Annotated in this window: 16 protein-coding genes and 1 pseudogene; 6 read left to right on the top strand and 11 right to left on the bottom strand. The window is 60.4% G+C overall.

The window, feature by feature from the left end:
- The first annotated feature begins 2 nt into the window (after positions 1-2).
- Complete coding sequence (locus tag J1G34_RS21300; RefSeq protein ID WP_065893534.1) at positions 3-569, top strand: CsiV family protein; 567 nt, start codon at positions 3-5, stop codon at positions 567-569.
- Between the two features lie 9 nt (positions 570-578).
- On the top strand, positions 579-3,269 hold the full coding sequence (locus J1G34_RS21305) for a DEAD/DEAH box helicase (RefSeq protein ID WP_222994595.1): 2,691 nt from the start codon (positions 579-581) through the stop codon (positions 3,267-3,269).
- A gap of 101 nt (positions 3,270-3,370) precedes the next feature.
- Here the strand turns inward: J1G34_RS21305 and nagZ are convergent, their stop codons facing one another.
- Both nagZ and J1G34_RS21315 read right to left on the bottom strand, forming a co-directional pair.
- Positions 3,371-4,381 (bottom strand): beta-N-acetylhexosaminidase, encoded by a 1,011-nt coding sequence (gene nagZ / locus J1G34_RS21310; protein ID WP_065893532.1) that lies wholly within the window; start codon positions 4,379-4,381, stop codon positions 3,371-3,373.
- 135 nt (positions 4,382-4,516) lie between these two features.
- Positions 4,517-5,224 (bottom strand): TetR/AcrR family transcriptional regulator, encoded by a 708-nt coding sequence (locus tag J1G34_RS21315; protein WP_065886340.1) that lies wholly within the window; start codon positions 5,222-5,224, stop codon positions 4,517-4,519.
- 263 nt (positions 5,225-5,487) lie between these two features.
- On the opposite strand from J1G34_RS21315, the gene lexA reads away from it, so the two are divergent.
- Together lexA and sulA are read left to right on the top strand one after the other, a co-directional pair.
- Entirely contained in the window at positions 5,488-6,096 is a 609-nt protein-coding gene (lexA, locus tag J1G34_RS21320) for a transcriptional repressor LexA (protein ID WP_017137423.1), read from the top strand.
- A 10-nt stretch (positions 6,097-6,106) separates the two neighbouring features.
- Positions 6,107-6,580, top strand: a complete 474-nt coding sequence (sulA, locus tag J1G34_RS21325; RefSeq protein WP_065886339.1) for an SOS-induced cell division inhibitor SulA — start codon at positions 6,107-6,109, stop codon at positions 6,578-6,580.
- A gap of 23 nt (positions 6,581-6,603) precedes the next feature.
- Here the strand turns inward: sulA and J1G34_RS21330 are convergent, their stop codons facing one another.
- From J1G34_RS21330 to J1G34_RS21360, 7 genes are all read right to left on the bottom strand, one after another.
- Positions 6,604-6,837 carry a hypothetical protein gene (locus tag J1G34_RS21330; protein ID WP_026136850.1) on the bottom strand — a complete coding sequence of 78 codons (234 nt, stop codon included), beginning with the start codon at positions 6,835-6,837 and terminating at the stop codon, positions 6,604-6,606.
- A gap of 63 nt (positions 6,838-6,900) precedes the next feature.
- On the bottom strand, positions 6,901-7,422 hold the full coding sequence (locus tag J1G34_RS21335; protein WP_222994596.1) for a DUF6586 family protein: 522 nt from the start codon (positions 7,420-7,422) through the stop codon (positions 6,901-6,903).
- A 193-nt stretch (positions 7,423-7,615) separates the two neighbouring features.
- The gene (gene topA, locus J1G34_RS21340) at positions 7,616-10,237 is read right to left on the bottom strand and encodes a type I DNA topoisomerase (protein ID WP_065935589.1); all 2,622 of its coding nucleotides are present in this window, start codon (positions 10,235-10,237) and stop codon (positions 7,616-7,618) included.
- Positions 10,238-10,351: 114 nt separating this feature from the next.
- Positions 10,352-10,588: a DUF1653 domain-containing protein gene (locus J1G34_RS21345; RefSeq protein WP_222994597.1), complete on the bottom strand. Its 237-nt coding sequence runs from the start codon at positions 10,586-10,588 to the stop codon at positions 10,352-10,354.
- 97 nt (positions 10,589-10,685) lie between these two features.
- The gene (fadA, locus tag J1G34_RS21350) at positions 10,686-11,861 is read right to left on the bottom strand and encodes an acetyl-CoA C-acyltransferase FadA (protein ID WP_024074080.1); all 1,176 of its coding nucleotides are present in this window, start codon (positions 11,859-11,861) and stop codon (positions 10,686-10,688) included.
- Positions 11,862-11,890: 29 nt separating this feature from the next.
- Entirely contained in the window at positions 11,891-14,038 is a 2,148-nt protein-coding gene (fadB, locus tag J1G34_RS21355) for a fatty acid oxidation complex subunit alpha FadB (RefSeq protein ID WP_122462285.1), read from the bottom strand.
- Positions 14,039-14,609: 571 nt separating this feature from the next.
- Positions 14,610-15,047, bottom strand: coding sequence for a hypothetical protein (locus J1G34_RS21360; protein ID WP_065893528.1), 438 nt, complete (start codon positions 15,045-15,047; stop codon positions 14,610-14,612).
- A 107-nt stretch (positions 15,048-15,154) separates the two neighbouring features.
- Here J1G34_RS21360 and J1G34_RS21365 point away from each other — a divergent pair, with 107 nt between their 5' ends.
- Positions 15,155-15,601: a universal stress protein gene (locus J1G34_RS21365; protein WP_065893527.1), complete on the top strand. Its 447-nt coding sequence runs from the start codon at positions 15,155-15,157 to the stop codon at positions 15,599-15,601.
- Between the two features lie 181 nt (positions 15,602-15,782).
- Here the strand turns inward: J1G34_RS21365 and J1G34_RS21370 are convergent, their stop codons facing one another.
- Positions 15,783-17,702 carry an ATP-binding cassette domain-containing protein gene (locus J1G34_RS21370; protein WP_065886332.1) on the bottom strand — a complete coding sequence of 640 codons (1,920 nt, stop codon included), beginning with the start codon at positions 17,700-17,702 and terminating at the stop codon, positions 15,783-15,785.
- A gap of 213 nt (positions 17,703-17,915) precedes the next feature.
- Here J1G34_RS21370 and J1G34_RS21375 point away from each other — a divergent pair, with 213 nt between their 5' ends.
- Positions 17,916-19,844 carry a transglycosylase SLT domain-containing protein gene (locus tag J1G34_RS21375; protein ID WP_065893525.1) on the top strand — a complete coding sequence of 643 codons (1,929 nt, stop codon included), beginning with the start codon at positions 17,916-17,918 and terminating at the stop codon, positions 19,842-19,844.
- An 86-nt stretch (positions 19,845-19,930) separates the two neighbouring features.
- On the opposite strand, the pseudogene J1G34_RS21380 reads toward J1G34_RS21375, so the two are convergent.
- Positions 19,931-20,686, bottom strand: a pseudogene (locus J1G34_RS21380) (Fic family protein); the annotation flags it as partial.
- Between the last annotated feature and the right edge of the window lie 16 nt (positions 20,687-20,702).

Consider the following 20,702-nt stretch of genomic DNA (forward strand, 5'->3'; position numbering starts at 1 on the left):
CCATGCGCGTGTTCCGCATTCTGAGCCTGTTGTTGGTGGTACTCGCGCCTTCAGCCTTTGCCGACAGCCCCTACCAGGTGGAAATGATCCTGGTGCGCCAGAATGCGGAGCCGGTGATCAACAGCCGCGCCGCCCCGGAAAACTGGGATGGCGGTGCACCGCGCCTGGGCGAGCGCATGAGCCCGCCGCGCCTGGGTAACATCGTCGACAAGCTGCGCGCCGATTCCAACTACACCGTGCTCGCGCACAAAGCCTGGGAACAGAACCTGGGCGAGCAGCCGGTGCGGATCGCCATCACCGACGGCCAGGAGCAATTCGGCCAATTCCCGATTCAAGGCGTACTGAACCTGCAACTGGGACGTTTCACCGACATCGATGCCTACTTCTGGATCAACCAGTTCGACGCCAACGGCAGCGTGATCGCCAGCGAACACTTGAGCCAGAAAGAGGTGCGCACCAAGAACAACCAGCTCAATTACCTGGATGGCGGCCACCTGGCGCTGCTGATCAAGATCACCTCGCTGACCGCCAAGCCCCCCAGCGCACCACCGCCCGACCTGCAGGACTGATACAGCGCCATGCCCCTGACGTCATCGCTGACCAAACCCCTGGCCCCGTCATGGGCCAATCGCTTCAAGGAGCAAAGCCTGGAGCGCGGGCGCCGTTATGCGCTGGAGAATCGGGTGCGCATCGTCGAGTCCGGCGACAGCACCATCACCGCCAGTTGCGAGGGTTCGGGCGGCAACGTGTACCGGCAAACCATCTCGTTGCGCGAATCGGCCAAGGGCATGCTGATCCTGGTGGACAGCCGCTGTACCTGCCCGGTGCACACCAATTGCAAACACATCGCGGCGGTGCTGCTCAAGGTCCAGGAAACCCTGGCCTACCCGGCGGCGGCCCAGGATGCCGAGCTGCTGGGCAAACTCCAGGCGGTACTGGACAATCGCGTGGTGCTGCCGCAGGTGGTCATGGAAGACGTGCGCCCCGTGCCGCGCCTGTGGCTGGCCAGCGTGGAGTTCAGCGCGTTCGAACCGCGCAATGGCAAGATGCAGCGTTACATCCAGCATCGCGCGGCGCTGTCGTTCAACTACCTGGGCAATTACGTCAGCGGGCAAAAGAACGCCGACATCATCGTGCGTCAGGAAACCCAGAGCCTGCGCATCAAGCGCCATCCGGAGCTGGAACAACCGTATCGCGAGCAACTGCGCCTGCTCGGCTTCAAGATCGCCACGCGCCAGAGCAAGGCCCTGCCGGAGAGTGCCGGCGAACTGTTCGAGATGGTCAATGACAGCGCCTGGTTGAATTTCACCCTCAACGCATCCCCCGCGCTGCGGGCCGAGGGCTGGGAGCTGCAGATCGATGAAGACTTCGGTTTTGACCTGAGCCCCGTGGACGACTGGTACGCCAGCGTCGATGAAGCCCCCGAGCGTGACTGGTTCGACCTGGAGCTGGGGATTATCGTCAACGGCGAACGGCTGAGCCTGCTGCCGATCCTGCTCAACTTGATGCGCTCCCACACCGAAATTCTCAATCCGGAAAAACTCGCCCGACGTCGCGATGATGAACTCATCCTGGTGAATATTCCCGGCCTGCCCAACGGCCACGGTCCGCTGCAGGTGGCGCTGCCTTATGGGCGTTTGAAACCGGTATTGGCGACCCTCGGCGAGTTCTACTTGCAGGAAGCCGGCACCACCACGTTGCGCCTGGCCAAGGCCGACGCGATCCGCCTGAACCCGCTGGAAGACCTGCCTCTGCAATGGGAAGGCGGCGAGAAGATCCGCAACTTTGCCCAGCGTCTGCGCGACATCAAGGATTTCACCTGCGTGGCGCCGGAAGGCTTGAACGCAACCTTGCGCCCTTACCAGTTGGAGGGCCTGAGCTGGATGCAGTCGCTGCGCCAATTGGAGGTGGGTGGAATTCTTGCGGATGACATGGGCCTGGGTAAAACCTTGCAGACCCTTGCGCATATTCTTACGGAGAAAGCCGCCGGGCGCCTGGACAGGCCGTGCATGGTGGTGATGCCCACCAGCCTGATCCCCAACTGGCTCGATGAGGCGGCGCATTTCACCCCGCAACTGAGGGTGCAGGCGCTGTACGGTGCCGGGCGCAAGAAACATTTCGCCAACCTGCGGGACTACGACCTGCTGCTGACCACCTACGCCCTCCTGCCCAAGGACATTGAACAACTCGCCGCCCTGCCCTTGCACGTGCTCATTCTCGATGAAGCCCAATACATCAAGAATCCCACCAGCAAGGCGGCTCAAGCGGCCCGTGAGCTCAATGCACGGCAGCGCCTGTGCCTGAGCGGTACGCCGCTGGAAAACCACCTGGGCGAACTGTGGTCGCTGTTCCACTTCCTGCTGCCGGGCTGGCTGGGCGACGTGAAAAGCTTCAACCGCGATTACCGCGTACCGATTGAAAAACGCGCCAGTGAAGTGCGACTGCAGCACCTCAACGGTCGGATCAAGCCGTTCCTGCTGCGCCGCACCAAGGAGCAGGTGGCGACGGAACTGCCGCCCAAGACCGAGATCATCCACTGGGTCGATCTTAATGAAGCACAGCGCGACGTGTACGAAACCATGCGCCTGGCCATGGATAAAAAAGTCCGCGATGAGATTACCCGCAAGGGCGTGGCCCGCAGCCAGATCATCATCCTTGAGGCACTGCTTAAACTGCGCCAGGTGTGCTGCGATTTGCGCCTGGTCAACGACGCCACCCTGCCCGCCCGTGGCAGCAGCTCGGGCAAGCTCGACAGCCTGATGCAGATGCTCGAGGAGTTGTTTGCCGAGGGGCGGCGGATTCTGCTGTTCTCGCAGTTCACCTCGATGCTGAGCTTGATTGAGGTCGAACTGAAGAAACGCGACATCGCCTACGCCTTGCTGACCGGCCAGACCCGTGATCGGCGCACACCGGTGAAGGACTTCCAGGGCGGCAAGCTGCAGATTTTCCTGATCAGCCTCAAAGCGGGCGGCGTCGGCCTGAACCTGACCGAAGCCGACACCGTGATCCACTACGACCCGTGGTGGAACCCCGCCACCGAAAACCAGGCCACCGACCGCGCGTATCGCATCGGGCAAGAGAAGCCGGTGTTCGTGTACAAAATGATTGCCCGGGGCACGGTAGAGGAGAAAATCCAGCACTTGCAGAAGGAGAAGTCCGACCTGGCGGCGGGTGTGCTGGATGGGCGGACCACCGGGGACTGGCAGTTGGGTAATGAGGATATCGAGGCGCTGTTTGCGCCGTTGCCCAATAAGCAGGAAAAACGCTGACTGTTGGATCGCCATCGGGGGCAAGCCCCCTCCCACATTTGTATGTATTAACAATTCAATGTGTGGGAGGGGGCTTGCCCCCGATAGGCGCGACGCCGTCTTCAGTCGATCAACTGCGCATCCCGCAACGCGGTAAGCGCTGTCAACCAACGCGGGTCCTGCTTGTAGTCTGTCGAGGCAATCGCCTGACCCCGCATACGCGCAATCCGCGCCGACGGGGTGACCTTCATCCGCTGCGCCGCGCTCAGCGCCAGTTCGGCAGCCGCACGGTCATTGCACACCAGCCCCATGTCGCAACCCGCCGTCAGTGCCGCCTCGATTCGACTCGCCGCATCGCCCACCACATGGGCGCCCGCCATGGACAGGTCATCACTGAAGATCACCCCGTCGAACTGCAACTCGCCGCGCAGGATGTCCTGCAACCAGCGGCGTGAGAAACCGGCCGGCTGGCTGTCCACCTGCGGGTAGATCACATGCGCCGGCATCACGGCGGCCAATTGCTTGCTCAGGCGCGCGAACGGCACCAGGTCATTGGCGCGAATCTGTTCAAGGCTGCGCTCGTCATTGGGAATCGCGACGTGGGAATCGGCCTCGGCCCAGCCGTGGCCGGGAAAGTGCTTGCCGGTGGCCGCCATGCCGGCGCTGTTCATGCCACGGATAAAGGCACCGGCGAGCACGGCGGCGCGCTCGGGATCGCCTTCGAACGAGCGGGTGCCGACCACGGCGCTGCGCTGGTAATCAAGGTCCAGCACGGGGGCGAAACTCAGGTCGAGGCCCACGGCCAGCACTTCGGTGGCCATGACCCAGCCACACTGTTCGGCCAGATGCTCGGCGTTGGGGTTATCCGCCAGCGCGCGCATGGCCGGCAGGCGCACGAAGCCCTGGCGCAGGCGCTGCACGCGTCCGCCTTCCTGGTCGACCGCCAGCAGCAGGTCCGGGCGCACCGCACGGATCGCCGCACTCAACTCGCGGACCTGGCGCGGGTGCTCGATGTTGCGCGCAAAAATGATCAAGCCGCCCACTTCAGGTTGGCGCAACAGATGGCGATCCTCGGCCGTCAGCCAGGTACCGGCAACGTCGACCATCAAAGAACCTTGCAGGGCAGCAGTCATAAACCTTCCTTAAATAACGCGCACAACCCGTCATTCCTACCAGATACGGTAAGCACAACGGGTTGCGCGTAAAGAGCTGAAATCGGCATGGCGGCTAGCTTAGCGGATGCAAGCGGCCACGCACACCCGCAGCGGTCAAACCTTGGCGAGGGCCGGCGTGGATTTGCTGCGCGGGCGCAATTGGGCCACGGCCATGGCCTGATCGGTCACGCCGGTTTCGGCGCGCATGCCTGCGGCGAGGAATGGCACCATCAGGCGCATCACCTGCTCGATGGAGGTATTGACGCCGAAATCGGTCTCGGCAATCGCGCGCAATGCCTTGATCCCGGACATGCTGAAGGCGGCGGCGCCGAGCATGAAGTGCACGCGCCAGAACAGTTCGATGGGCGGGATGCGCGGGGCCGCTTCGTTGACCAGCAACATATAGCGACGGAACACCTTGCCGTACATGTCTTCCAGGTAACGTCGCAAGTGGCCCTGGCTCTGGCTGAACGCCAGGCCCAGCAGACGCATGAAGATCGACAGGTCGTTGCCGCTGCGTGGCTGAACCACCAGCGCTTGCTCAACGAGGATTTCCAGCAGTTCTTCCAGGCTGGGCTTGTTGTCGGCTTTGGCCTGGCGACGTTCGAGCTCACGGTCGAGACTGGCGCAGAACGGCCCCAGAAAGCGCGAGAACACCGCCTGGATCAGGGCCTTTTTTGAGCCGAAATGATAATTCACGGCGGCGAGATTGACCCCAGCCTTGCTGGTGATCAGCCGCAATGAAGTTTCAGCAAATCCTTTTTCCGCGAACAACTGCTCGGCAGCATCGAGAATGCGTTCAACGGTTTCCGACTGGGCCATGGCTACTCCGCCTGACAAACACTTGTTTGAAACATACGTTTCAGGGTATGTCTTGTCAAGCCTGCGCGCCCATTTTCCGGCCGGGCAGTCACCTGTTTCGTCGCTATTTAATCACATCCTCCACCGCCTGTAGGCAGCGCTGTCTTCGCCTCCCGGCGCAGCTGATGAATGACCGTCCAGCGGAGCCGCAAAAAAGGATGATTGCCAAGCGCGATTCACTGTATATAATCCCAGTCACTGTATAAAAAGACAGAGCGATCAACATGCTAAAACTGACGCCACGCCAAGCTGAGATTCTGGCTTTTATCAAGCGCTGCCTTGATGACAACGGTTATCCACCGACACGCGCCGAAATTGCGCTGGAACTGGGTTTCAAGTCTCCCAACGCCGCTGAAGAACACCTCAAGGCCCTCGCTCGCAAAGGCGCGATCGAGATGACCCCGGGGGCTTCACGCGGTATTCGCATCCCGGGCTTCGAAGCCAAGGCCGACGAATCGACACTGCCGATCATTGGTCGGGTGGCCGCCGGTGCGCCGATCCTGGCGCAACAGCACGTCGAGGAATCCTGCAACATCAACCCGACCTTCTTCCATCCTCGCGCCGACTACCTGCTACGTGTGCATGGCATGAGCATGAAGGACGTGGGTATTTTCGACGGCGACCTGCTGGCCGTTCACACCACCCGTGAAGCCCGCAATGGCCAGATCGTCGTGGCCCGGATCGGCGATGAAGTCACCGTCAAACGCTTCAAGCGTGAAGGCAGCAAGGTCTGGCTTATGGCCGAGAACCCGGAGTTCGCGCCCATTGAAGTGAACCTCAAAGACCAGGACCTGGTGATCGAAGGCTTGAGTGTCGGCGTCATTCGCCGCTAAAGGAGACATCATGCAGCTCGTGCACACCCCACAACACACACAACTGTCGCTGTTCGAGGCCTTCATGGCTCAACCCCTTGCGCCCATCCTCAAGGAAACGGTCGAAGCGCCCTGGAGCTGCGAACCCGAGGTATTCAGTGAATTGTCGTTGCGTGGTGCTGCCGGGAGCTGCTTGAGCCTGCTGGCGCCGATCCTTCGCGAACTCAGTGAGGAGCAGGACGCGCGCTGGTTGACCCTGATCGCACCGCCCGCCAGCCTGACCCAGGCCTGGCTACGGGATGCCGGCCTCAACCGCGAAAGGATTCTGTTGCTGCAGCCACGGGGCGCACAAAGTGCTCAACAATTGACGTGTGAAGCCTTGCGCCTGGGCCGTAGCCATACCGTGGTGAGCTGGTTGAACCCGTTGAACGCAACGGCCAAGCAGCAGTTGATCAGTGCCGCACACACAGGTGATGCGCAGAGTTTGAATATTCGACTGGGATAAGGGATGAGCGGGTTACAACGGGCTCAGTGAAGAACCCTTGGACCGTCGTCCTTTTCCGGCTCGCCTTCAGCCAGGCGACCGGCCATCTGCACCCCAACGCTCAACATGGCTTTAGCCACTTCCACATGCTGGCCTTGCAGGAACGCTTTTGCGTCTTCGGAGAAGTCCAGGGTAACCAGAGAACCTTCGTCCTCAGCCCGGCGCAGCTCGATTCGGCCGTCAGGCAGTTCAACAATTTCCAGAAAGGACGTTGGCATAAAAGTCTGTTCTCCACGAAAGCGCGGGATTATATCAGTGTTGTGGCGTGCAGGCTTGCCCGCTCAGCACTCGGCCAGGCCTTCGCGAAAGCGCAATGCCAGCTTTTTAAGCTCCTGGCGCCAGCTTTCCAGCTCTTCGCGGCTCAAGGGCTTGGGTTCATCTGCCTCCAATGCAACCGCCACGATCAATGGCTGCGTCACATCGCCCTTGGGTACATGGGGAACGCGGGGCGGCTGGAACAGGTCGGCATGCGCCTTGAGCAGGCGTGCCAGCCAACTGTCCGGACTCTGGGCCATTTCCAACAGCTCGGCCAATTCCGGAATAGCCATGGTTTCCAACACTTCGCGGGTCATGATCATTTCAGCACGGGGCGAACCTGCCTGGGGCAGACGGTAGAACCCGGCGATTTCATGGCATAGACCCAGCAAGGCGCCGTACAGGTGAAACAAAGCGGCTTCACGCCCCGCCTGGACCAGCGCAATGGCATTCATCTCCTTCCCCACCTCGGCACGGCCAAGGGCTTCCAGGGACAAACCCGCAAAGTAAATTTTCTGATTGGTACGGGTATAGAGTTCGTTGGCCATGACGGCAATCTCCACAACGAATTAGGCCTGATGCTGGCTTGTAGGAGCGAGCTTGCTCGCGAAAAACTTTAGAGAACCACTGTGTATCAGATTTCTCGCGTCATCGTTAACGACCTTCGCGAGCAAGCTCGCTCCTACACACCAAGAAAAGGCCGCCTATAAAGGCGGCCTTTGTATTTCCAGGATCACTCAATCAAGCGCCCTGGCGCTTGTCCTCGACCTTCCACTTGCCACCGTCGTAGAACGCTTTCCATCCGGTAGGCTTGCCGTCGACTTCGGTCTGCACGTACTGCTCCTTGGTCTTGCGGCTGTAGCGGATCACGGCTGGGCGACCATCCGGGTCCTTCTTCGGCGCTTCACACAGGAAGTGGTACTTGGGATCGATCTCGTCCTTGTGCGGCACGATCTCCAGCACCAGCGGTGCACGGGTCTCGCGGTTTTTCGGGAACTGGCTGGCGGCCAGGAACAGGCCCGAAGCACCGTCGCGCAGGATATAGGTGTCGTTGACCTTCTCGCACTTGAGCTCGGGCATCTTCACCGGGTCCATCTTCGGCGGCGCCGCATCACCGCTTTTCAGCAGTTTGCGGGTGTTCTTGCAGGTCGGGTTGGTGCAACCGAAGAACTTGCCGAAACGCCCGGTCTTGAGCTGCATCTCGCTGCCGCACTTGTCGCACTCCAGGCTCGGACCTTCGTAGCCCTTGATGCGGTAGGTGCCCTCTTCGATCTCGTAGCCGTTGCAATCCGGGTTGTTACCGCAGATGTGCAGCTTGTGCTTTTCATCCAGCAGATAGGCATCCATCGCCGTGCTGCAGATCGGGCAACGGTGCTTGCCACGCAGTACCAGCGACTCGGATTCGCCCTCGTCGTCCGCGGCGATTTCATCGCCCGGCACCAGGTTGACGGTAGCCTTGCAGCGCTCTTTCGGCGGCAGGCTGTAGCCCGAGCACCCCAGGAACACGCCGGTGGATGCCGTACGGATCTGCATCGGCCGACCGCAGGTGAGGCAAGGAATGTCGGTCATGACCGGCTGGTTGGCGCGCATGCCACTGTCGGGGCTCTCGGCCACCTCGAGTTTCTTCTTGAAGTCGCCGTAGAACTCGTCCAGCACGTTTTTCCAGTCGCGTTCGCCCTGGGCCACGTCGTCGAGGTTCTCTTCCATGCCGGCGGTGAAGCCGTAGTCCATCAGGTTGGAGAAGCTCTCGGACAGACGCTCGGTGACGATATCGCCCATCTTTTCCGAATAGAAGCGGCGGTTGTGCAGCGCCACGTAGCCACGGTCCTGAATCGTGGAGATGATCGCCGCATAGGTCGAAGGACGACCGATACCGCGTTTCTCCATCTCCTTGACCAGGCTGGCTTCCGAATAGCGCGCCGGCGGCTTGGTGAAGTGCTGCGACGGATCAAGCTTGATCAGCTTCAACGTATCGCCCTGCGCCATATCCGGCAGTACATCGTCGTCGCCTGGCTTGGCGATTTGCGGCATTACGCGGGTATAACCGTCGAACTTGAGGATGCGGCCCTTGGCACGCAGCTCAAAGTCGCCCGCCCCCACGCTGACCGTGGTGGACAAGTATTGCGCCGGCAGCATCTGGCAGGCCAGGAACTGGCGCCAGATCAGCTCGTAGAGGCGTTCAGCGTCGCGCTCCATGCCGCTGAGCTTGCTCGGCTCGGTGTTGGCGTCGGAAGGACGAATCGCTTCGTGAGCCTCCTGGGCGCCTTCCTTGCTGCTGTAGACGTTGGGCTTTTCCGGCAGGTACTTCTTGCCGAATTCGCTTTCGATATAAGTACGCGCCATCGCCACCGCGTCTTGCGACAGGTTGGTCGAGTCGGTACGCATGTACGTGATGTAGCCCGCTTCGTACAGACGCTGGGCCATCATCATGGTCTTCTTCACACCAAAGCCCAGGCGGTTGCTCGCGGCCTGTTGCAGAGTGGAGGTGATGAACGGCGCCGACGGCTTGCTGCTGGTCGGTTTGTCTTCACGCTTGACGATGCTGTAGCTGGAGGCCTTGAGCTTCTCCAGTGCAGCCATGGCCTGGGCTTCGTTCAGCGGCTTGAACGCCTCGCCGTTCTCGCGGGCCACCTCAAAGCGCACGTTGTTGCCCTTGGCAGTGCCGAGGTCAGCGTGGACTTCCCAGTATTCTTCGGGGTTGAACGCACGAATTTCGCGCTCACGCTCCACCACCAGCTTGACCGCAACCGACTGCACACGGCCGGCCGACAGGCCACGGGCGATTTTCGCCCACAGCAGCGGCGAAACCATGTAGCCCACCACGCGGTCGAGGAAACGCCGGGCCTGTTGGGCGTTGACACGGTCAATGTCCAGCTCGCCCGGCTTGGAGAAGGCTTCCTGGATGGCTTTCTTGGTGATTTCGTTGAACACCACGCGCTTGTAGCGGCTGTCGTCGCCGCCGATGGCTTCCCGCAGGTGCCAGGCAATAGCCTCCCCTTCGCGGTCCAAGTCCGTTGCGAGATAGATGGTGTCGGCATCCTTGGCGAGCCGGCGCAGCTCTTCGATGACCTTTTCCTTGCCCGGAAGGATTTCGTACTTGGCCTTCCAGCCATGGTCCGGGTCAACACCCATGCGTGAGACCAGCTGCTTGCGCGCTTTCTCTTTAGGGGTGAGCACCGGACCTTCGCCCGCAGCCGCCTTGCCCCGCTTGGCGGCTGGCTCCTTGCTGGCGCTAGCCGAACCGCTGGTGGGCAGGTCTCGGATATGGCCGATACTCGACTTCACCACGTACTCGTTGCCCAAGTACTTGTTGATGGTCTTGGCCTTAGCCGGGGATTCCACAATGACCAGCGATTTGCCCATGGATCGGAAAATTCCTGAATTCGAGAAGTGAAAGGCAGTTGGCGCCTGTCGCGGCAACGCTATATATAGTGGCAACAAGATGAGGTCAAGCGCAGCATTCTGCGCGACCTGCCGTTATTGCCCTGAAAAAAGACTGGGTTCGGTCTGGACCAAAGCAAAGCGCGGGACCTGCTCGCCGTCAACTTCGACGGTCTCCAGGAACATACTCAAGGGACGCACCCAAAAGCCGTATTCGCCATACAGTGCTTGGTAAAACACCACTTCTTCTTCGGTTTCGGAGTGCCGTGCCACGCTGAAAACGCGGTACTGCGGCCCCTTGTAATGTTGGTAGAGCCCTGGTTCGACTTTCATGCTCTGGCCCTCGTACAAAATTTGTTGAAAAAAAATCTTAAAAATTCCAAAAAACAAAAACCGGGGCACTGGGCCCCGGCTTCCGTCAAGCGAACGATTAAACGCGTTCGAAGACGGTGGAAATGCCTTGGCCGAGACCAATGCACATGGTTGCAACCCCAAGGTTGCCGCCATTTTGCTTCATCACGTTAAGCAATGTGCCGGAGATGCGGGCACCGGAGCAACCGAATGGGTGGCCCAGGGCAATCGCGCCGCCGTGCAGGTTAACCTTCTCATTCATCTTGTCGAGCACTTTCAGATCTTTCAGCACTGGCAGGGCCTGTGCGGCGAAGGCTTCGTTGAGCTCGAAGAAGTCGATATCGGAGATGGTCAGGCCTGCGCGCTTCAAGGCTTTTTGCGTGGCCGGTACTGGACCATAGCCCATGATAGCCGGGTCCACACCCGCTACGGCCATCGAGCGAATCACCGCCAGCGGCTGGATGCCCAGGTCCTGGGCACGCTGCGCCGACATCACGATCATGCACGAAGCGCCATCGGTGATCTGCGACGACGTACCGGCTGTCACGGTGCCGCCCTTTGGGTTGAAAGCCGGCTTGAGCGCCGCCAGGCTTTCCAGGGTGGTGTCCGGACGGATGGTCTCGTCGTAGTCGAACAGTTTCAGGAAACCGTTCTCGTCATAGCCGTTCATCGGGATGATTTCATCCTTGAACTTGCCTTCCACGGTCGCCTTGTGGGCGAGTTGGTGGGAACGCAGGCCGAACGCGTCCTGGGCTTCACGGGTGATGCCGTGCATTTTGCCGAGCATTTCCGCGGTAAGGCCCATCATGCCCGAGGCTTTTGCCGCGTACAGCGACATGTGCGGGTTAGGGTCGACGCCGTGCATCATGCTGACGTGGCCCATGTGCTCCACGCCGCCGACCACGAACACATCGCCGTTGCCGGTCATGATCGCTTGCGCAGCGGTGTGCAGCGCGCTCATCGACGAACCGCACAGGCGGCTCACGGTCTGGCCGGCCGCGGTGTGCGGGATCTGGGTCATCAACGACGCCATGCGCGCGATGTTCCAGCCCTGCTCCAGGGTCTGGTTGACGCAGCCCCAGATCACATCTTCGACCTCGTTCGGGTCAACCTTGACGTTGCGTTCCAGCAGCTTGCTGATCAGGTGCGCCGACATGTCTTCGGCGCGGGTGTTGCGGTGCATGCCGCCCTTGGAGCGGCCCATCGGCGTGCGACCGAAGTCGACAATCACGACGTCTCTTGGATTCAAGCTCATAAATATTCTCGCTCTAGTCGATTGGGCGCTTAACCGAAGAAGCTCTGGCCGTTCTTGGCCATCTCACGCAGCTTCGCGGTCGGGTGGTACAGCGGGCCCAAATCAGCGTATTTGTCAGCCAGGGCAACGAACTCGGCCACACCGATCGAGTCGATGTAACGCAGCGCACCACCACGGAATGGAGGGAAACCAATACCGTACACCAGGCCCATATCGGCCTCGGCGGCGGTCTCGACGATGCCGTCTTCCAGGCAACGTACGGTTTCCAGGCACAGGGCGATCATCATCCAGTTGATGATGTCTTCGTCCGACACCTCACGCTGTTCGTAGATGACCGGGGCCAGCACTTCGTGCACCGACGGGTCGGCCACTTTCTTCTGCTTGCCCTTCTTGTCGGCCTCGTAGGCGTAGAAACCCTTGCCGTTCTTCTGACCCAGGCGCTTGGCCTCGTACAGCGCGTCGATCGCCGAACGACGGTCGTCTTTCATGCGGTCCGGGAAACCTTCAGCCATGACGTCGCGACCATGGTGGCCGGTGTCGATGCCGACCACGTCCATCAGGTACGCCGGGCCCATGGGCCAGCCGAATTTCTCCATGACCTTGTCGATGCGCACGAAGTCCACACCGGCGCTGACCAGCTTGGCGAAACCGCCGAAGTACGGGAACAGCACACGGTTGACCAAAAAGCCCGGGCAGTCGTTGACCACGATCGGGTTCTTGCCCATTTTCTTGGCGTAGGCAACGGTGGTGGCCACCGCCTGTTCACTGGACTTCTCGCCACGGATCACTTCCACCAGCGGCATCATGTGCACCGGGTTGAAGAAGTGCATGCCGACGAAGTTTTCCGGGCGCTTGAGGGCCTGAGCCAGCAGCGAGATGGAAATGGTCGAGGTGTTGGAGGCCAGGATGGTGTCGTCTTTGACCTGGGCCTCGACTTCAGCCAATACCGCCTGCTTGACCTTCGGATTCTCGACAACCGCTTCGACCACCAGGTCGACGTGGCCGAAATCGCCGTAGGACAGCGTAGGACGAATGCCGTTAAGCACTTCAGCCATTTTCGCAGCAGTCATGCGACCTTTATCAACGCGGCCTACCAGCAGCTTGGCGGCTTCCGCCAGGCCCTGCTCGATACCGTGCTCGTTGATGTCTTTCATCAGGATCGGCGTGCCTTTGGACGCCGACTGGTAAGCGATACCGCCGCCCATGATACCGGCGCCGAGTACGGCGGCCTGTTTCACGTCGCGGGCGATTTCGTCGTAGGCCTTGGCCTTTTTCTTCAGCTCCTGATCGTTCAGGAACAGGCCGATCAAGCTCTGCGCAGCAGAGGTCTTGGCGAGTTTGACGAAACCGGCAGCTTCGATTTCCAGCGCCTTGTCGCGACCGAAGTTCGCGGCTTTCTGGATGGTCTTGATCGCTTCAACCGGCGCCGGGTAGTTCGGGCCGGCCTGGCCAGCCACGAAACCCTTGGCGGTTTCGAACGACATCATTTGTTCGATGGCGTTGAGCTTGAGTTTTTCCAGCTTCGGCTGACGCTTGGCCTTGTAGTCAAATTCGCCGCTGATGGCGCCCTTGATCAGGTTCAGCGCAGCTTCGGCCAGTTTGTCCGGGGCAACCACAGCATCGACAGCACCGACTTTCAGCGCGTCTTCAGCACGGTTTTCCTTGCCGGCGGCGATCCATTCGATGGCGTTGTCGGCACCGATGATGCGCGGCAGGCGCACGGTACCGCCAAAGCCCGGGTAGATACCCAACTTGACTTCAGGCAGGCCGATTTTGGCAGTGGCCGACATGACGCGGAAGTCCGCCGCCAGGCACATTTCCAGGCCGCCGCCCAGGGCGATACCGTTGATCGCAGCCACGGTGGGTACGTTGAGGTCTTCGAAATCGCTGAAAATCTTGTTGGCTTCAAGGTTGCCAGCCACCAGCTCGGCATCGGGCAGCTTGAAGTTGTCGACGAATTCGGTGATGTCAGCGCCGACGATAAACACGTCCTTGCCGCTGGAGACGATCACGCCCTTGACCGAAGCATCTGCTTTGATGGTGTCTACGGCCTGACGCAGTTCGTTCAGGGTTAGACGGTTGAACTTGTTGACGGACTCACCCTTGAGGTCGAATTTCAATTCGACGATGCCACTTTCAAGAGCCGTAACCGTGATGGCTTTACCTTCGTAAATCATCAACTGATCTCCACGATATGGAAGCTGAACAGTACACACCGGACGCTGGCCTCTGGTTGGACATTGACACCTGCATCAATGCTCACGCCAATCCGCCAGGCACACCCGCCAGTGCGATAGTCGGGGTTATGTCAGAGCTGTCTGTAGGACAAACGCTCAATTCATACGCCCGTTTGATTTGGGTACGCCACCTTCATCCAATTCCGGGCAATTGTCAATCGCTCCAAAGACTAGGAAAAACGCGACTTTCCAGTCAGTTCAGAACCCGAAGCGCAGGATAGCAACCCGTCAATATTTAACTATTCACAGGATCAATAATAGGAAAGGTAGGGGAAAAGCCTGTACAGAAAGGGATAGACGGCTAGGCTAACCGCAACTTGAGGATTTACCGGCCTGCCTGGCCAACTCCAGCCCGATGATGAGTCGGGCTTTTTATTGCCCGGCCTTCCGGTTTTCTGTAGGAGCGAGCTTGCTCACGAAAATCGCCAACCATAACGCAGCGGACTCAGGTTTAACGCGTCGCTCTCGGGTTTTTCGCGAGCAAGCTCGCTCCTACAATGAGTGGGTTATGTCAGGCCAGGGCTTTGAGCAGCGCATCAATATCCTTCAACACACTCGCATCGCCCTTCTCGCCCCAGTACAAGGCGATCATCTGCTTGTCCGCCTCGACCTTGTAGACGTTGGCCGGCAGCGTTGAAAAATACGGCAACAACTTCTCGTCCACGCACACCTCGCGCCATTGGTTGACCCACACCCCCGGCTCCCACTGCCAGTAACTCCAGATGGCCGGCGAGCTGCCGCGTCGTGGCCGGCAGTACTGCGCGCAGGGGCTCGGCGGCTCTTGCTTGAGCCAGTGCGGCCACGCCTGGGGCGCCAGTTGCATGGCCAGCCCGATGCGGCGCGCCTCCATGCGCAGCGCCATGCGCCCGCTCTGATGGCGCGAGGGACGCAGCCATGCCAAAGGGCTCAGCACCACGACAAGGATTGACACCACTATCCAGACCGTCATATGTGTACTCCCGAATTTCTAGATGAGCGGATTTGACCTGACGCAACCGCATCCGCTTGGAAAGCAGCCATACTGAACTTATTGCAGTCCCCCTGGAGGAACGCCCCATGCCCTACACACATATTCTGGTCGCCGTCGACCTGACCGAAGAGTGCGATCCAGTGATCAAGCGTGCGCAGGAATCTGCATTGGCCAATGGCGCCATACTGTCGTTGGTGCATATCGTCGAGCCCATGGCCATGGCCTTTGGCGGTGACGTGCCGATGGACCTTTCCCAGTTGCAGCAACAACAATTTGACCAGGCCAAGGAGCGCCTGGATCGTTTGATTCTCAAATACCCGCACCTGAAAAAGGAAGACTGCCACCTGACATACGGCCAACCGCGCCAGGAAATCCATCACTTGGCCAAGGAAAAGGCTTGCGACTTGATCGTGGTGGGTAGCCATGGTCGCCATGGCCTGGCGCTGCTGCTGGGCTCTACTGCCAATGATGTGCTGCATGGCGCGCCGTGTGATGTGCTGGCCGTCAAGTTGGTTAAAGACACCAGCAAGTAAGACCGATGAAGATCAAATGTGGGAGGGGGCTTGCCCCCGATAGCATTCTGTCAGTTGATATATCTGGTGACTGATACACCGCTATCGGGGGCAAGCCCCCTCCCACATTTGGATCGCATTTCATATAAAAAACCCGGTGCTCATCAAGTGAGCACCGGGTTTTTTAATACGTTGAAATTACTCAGGCATCCAACTCGGCCCAACGCTCAACCAGCGCTTCCAACTCCTGGTTCAACGTCTCCAGGGTGGCGATGACTTTGGCGGTTTCCGCCGCCGGGCGCTGGTAGAAACCGGCGTCAGCCATCTCTGCCTCTACTGCGGCAATCTGCTGTTCCTTGGCGTCGATATCACCCGGCAAGGCTTCCAGCTCGCGCTGCAGCTTGTAGCTGAGCTTTTTCTTGGCCGAAGGCGCAGCTTCCTGTGCCGGAGCAGCGGCGGCCACGGGCGCGACGACCGCAGAGGTCAGGTCGGCCTTGCCGGACTTGCTTTCGGTCACGCCCAAAAGGCGCGGCGAACCGCCCTGGCGCAGCCAGTCCTGATAACCACCGACGTACTCGCGCACCTTGCCCTCGCCTTCGAAGACCAGGGTGCTGGTGACCACGTTGTCGAGGAATGCCCGGTCGTGACTGACCATCAGCACGGTGCCGTTGAAGGTCAACAGCACTTCTTCGAGCAACTCGAGGGTTTCCACGTCGAGGTCGTTGGTCGGTTCGTCGAGTACCAGCAGGTTCGCCGGCTTGCTGAACAGCTTGGCCAGCAGCAGGCGCGCGCGTTCGCCACCGGACAAGGCTTTCACCGGGGTACGCGCACGTTGCGGGCTGAACAGGAAGTCGCCCAGGTAGCTGAGGACGTGGCGGCTCTGGCCGTCGATGTCGATAAAGTCGCGACCTTCGGCGACGTTGTCGATGACGGTTTTCTCCAGGTCCAACTGGTGGCGCAACTGATCGAAGTAGGCGACGTCGATACGCGTGCCCTCTTCCACCGTGCCGCTGGTCGGCTGCAGACCGCCGAGCATCAGCTTGAGCAAGGTGGTCTTGCCGGTGCCGTTGGCGCCCAGCAGACCGATACGGTCGCCGCGCGCCAGGACCATGGAGAAGTCCTTGATCAGGAACGGACCTTCCGGGTGATGGAAGCTGACGTTCTCCAGCACCATGACCTGCTTGCCCGACTTGTCGGCCGTGTCGAGCTGGATATTGGCCTTGCCGGTGCGCTCGCGACGTTCGCTGCGCTCCACACGCAGTGCTTTCAACGCACGCACGCGGCCTTCGTTACGGGTGCGACGCGCCTTGATGCCCTGGCGGATCCAGACTTCTTCCTGGGCCAGTTTCTTGTCGAACAGCGCGTTGGCGGTCTCTTCAGCCGAGAGTGCGGCTTCCTTGTGCACCAGGAAGCTGGCGTAGTCGCCGTTCCAGTCGATCAGGCCGCCACGGTCCAGTTCGAGGATGCGGGTGGCCAGGTTTTGCAGGAAGGAACGGTCGTGCGTGATGAACAGCACGGCGCCCTGGAAATCCTTGAGGGCTTCTTCCAGCCAGGCGATGGCGCCGATATCCAGGTGGTTGGTCGGCTCGTCGAGCAGCAGCAGATCCGGTTCGGACACCAGGGCCTGGGCCAGCAGCACGCGACGACGCCAGCCGCCGGACAACTGGGCGAGGGTCTTGTCGGCCGGCAGTTGCAGGCGGCTCAGGGTGCTGTCGACCAGTTGCTGCAAGCGCCAGCCATCGCGGGCTTCGAGGTCTTGCTGGACGTGCATCAGCTTGTCCAGGTCGGCTTCGGTGACGCAGTTCTGCGCCAGGTGATGGTATTGCGCAAGCAATTCGCCAACGCCGTCCAGGCCTTCGGCGACCACGTCGAACACTGTCCGCTCGTCGGCTACCGGCAATTCCTGCGGCAATTCGCCAATCTTGAGGCCCGGAGCGCGCCAGACAGAGCCCTCATCGGGCTTCTGGTCGCCTTTTACCAGCTTCATCATGCTCGACTTGCCGGTGCCGTTGCGGCCGATGATGCACACCCGCTCACCACGGGCGATCTGCCAGGACACCTTGTCCAACAACGGCATAGCGCCGAAAGCAAGGGACACATCGCTGAATTTGAGCAGGGTCATACGCTTCTCCAAAAACTGGGCGCGCATTCTACCTGAGTTGAGGGTGGGATGCGGCCTGCATTTTCGCTGCCGACACGTTCTGCAGGACATTTGCCGCGAACTTGAACCAACCGGCCGGCAAAGCTTTCGCCGGTCGCTGGCAAAAGGCTAAGCTAGGGGCAATCAGTGTCGGCGATGCCGGTGCTAGTCGTGATTTCTCTGCACGGACGTCTCATGCGCAGTCGCCTTTTCAACTTTTTATCCTGTCTGCTTCTTTCCACCACCGCCGTTCAATCTGCCCAGGCCGTGGACCTCACCACCCAACGTCAATATTACGATGAAGCCAAGCGCGCCCTCGCCAAGGGCGACAGCGGCCCCTACATGCAATACAGCCAGGCCCTGGCCGACTACCCGCTGACGCCGTACCTGGCGTATGACGAACTGACCGCACGCCTTAAAACCGCGAGCAACCAGGAAATCGAACAGTTCCTCGCCAAAAACGGCGACCTGCCCCAGGCCAACTGGATGAAGCTGCGCTGGTTGCGCTGGCTGGCCGACCGGGGTGACTGGCAGACCTTTGAAAAGTACTACGATACCAAGCTCAATTTCGTCGAGCTGGACTGCCTGCACGGCCAGTACCAACTGACCCACAACCTCAAGGCCGAAGGCTACAAGACCGCCGAGAAGCTGTGGATGACCGGCAAATCCCAGCCGGCCGCCTGCGATGTGACCTTCGGCCAGTGGGCCTCTGACGGTCAGTTGACCGAGCAGAAAATCTGGGACCGCACCAAGCTTGCCGCCGAAGCACGCAACTACGCACTGGCCAACAGCCTGGTGAAAACCCTGCCGACGCTCGGCGCCCAGGGCCGCCTGATGATCGACGTGGCGCAAAAACCCGACATGCTCAGCGACCCGGCGCGCTTCCTGCCGGCCACCGAGGCCATGTCCGACGCCGTGGGCCTGGGCCTGCGCCGCCTGGCCCGCCAGGACCCGGACAAGGCCATGGCCCTGCTGGACGGCTACGCCAGCAGCATGCACTTCTCCCGTGACGAAAAAGTTTCGATTGCCCGGGAAATCGGCCTGACGCTCGCCCGTCGCTACGACCCTCGTGCGTTGGACGTAATGACCCAATACGACCCGGAGTTGCGCGACAACACCGTTTCGGAATGGCGCCTGCGCCTGCTGCTGCGCCTGGCGCGCTGGGAAGATGCCTACCAACTGACCCGCAAGCTGCCCCAGGACCTGGCCACCACCAACCGCTGGCGCTACTGGCAGGCGCGTAGCCTGGAGCTGGCCGAACCGAAAAACCCGCAGGCGCTGGTGCTGTATAAAAACGTCGCCAAGGAACGCGACTTCTACGGTTTCCTCGCCGCCGACCGCTCCAAGACCCCTTACCAGTTGAACAACAAGCCGCTGGTGATGAGCCAGGCGCTGGTCAATAAAGTGCGCAACACCCCAGGCGTGCGCCGTGCCCTGGAGTTCTACGCCCGCGGCCAGATCGTCGATGGCCGCCGCGAGTGGTACCACGTCAGCCGTCACTTCAACCGTGATGAAATGGTCGCGCAGGCGAAGCTGGCCTACGACATGAAGTGGTACTTCCCGGCGATCCGCACGATCAGCCAGGCGCAATATTGGGACGACCTGGACATCCGCTTCCCGATGGCCCACCGCGACACCCTGGTGCGCGAAGCCAAGGTGCGCGGCCTGCATTCAAGCTGGGTGTTCGCAATTACCCGCCAGGAAAGCGCCTTCATGGACGATGCCCGTTCCGGCGTCGGCGCCAGCGGCCTGATGCAACTGATGCCCGGCACCGCCAAGGAAACCGCGCGCAAGTTCAGCATTCCCCTGGCTTCCCCGGCCCAGGTACTGGACCCGGACAAAAACATCCAACTCGGCGCCGCCTACCTGAGCCAGGTGCACAGCCAGTTCAATGGCAACCGTGTGCTCGCTTCCGCCGCCTACAACGCCGGCCCCGGCCGCGTGCGTCAATGGCTGCGCGGTGCCGATCACCTGAGTTTCGACGTGTGGGTGGAAAGCATCCCGTTCGACGAAACCCGCCAGTATGTGCAGAACGTGTTGTCTTATTCGGTGATCTACGGGCAGAAGCTCAATTCGCCGCAGCCATTGGTGGATTGGCATGAGCGGTATTTTGATGACCAGTAAGAGGGGCAGCTTCAAGCGGCAAGTTTGAAGCTTCAAGAGGAATGCCCGTATTGAGAGATGCGGGCATTTTTTTAGAGTCGGCTTTATACCGCCTCAGCCAGCGCCAGGCTCAGGGCTTGCAACATGAATTCAACAAAGGGCGTCGCTTCTGCCTGCTGATCCGCCGCCGACAGCGCAGCATAGTAGGCATCCTGCTGATCCCGAATAACCGCCTCCACTGGCAGATAAGCCAGCGCCGGGCGCCATTGGCTGAGTATCAACGTCTGCCAGAGCCGCCCCATTCGTCCATTGCCGTCTGCAAAGGGATGGATGAATTCGAACTCGTAATGGAATACACAACTGGCGATCAAGGGGTGCCAATCTGAAGCTGACTGCCATTGCAGCAAATCATCGATCAGATGCGCAACGCGACTCGCAGGCGGCGCCATATGAACCAATTGCTCGCCGCGATAAATGCCAACCCCCGAGTGACGAAACCGTCCGGCATCGTCTATCAATCCGAACATCAGCAGTTCGTGGGCTTTGAGCAGGTCAGCACGATTACTCGGCGTCCAGTGCGGCATCGCCTCATAGGCTGCAAAGGCGTTGCGCACTTCCTGGATTTCCCGTGGCAGGCCCAGTACTCGCTTACCCTCCAAGACAGCGGTGACTTGCTCGACGCTGAGCGTATTGTTCTCGATCGCGAGCGAAGCCTGAATGGTGCGAATCCGATTACCGCGCCTCAGCTGAGGCGTCTGGCGGCTATCGTTGCCCGCCGAGAGCTGACCGATCTGCTCACTGATATCGGCTACCAGCGCCAGCATCTTTGTCGTCAGCGTCAACGGAGGTTGATAACGGCTCATATCCTCATCCAGATCA

Source organism: Pseudomonas sp. Wu6 (genome assembly GCF_019891515.1).
GTDB lineage: Bacteria > Pseudomonadota > Gammaproteobacteria > Pseudomonadales > Pseudomonadaceae > Aquipseudomonas > Aquipseudomonas orientalis_A.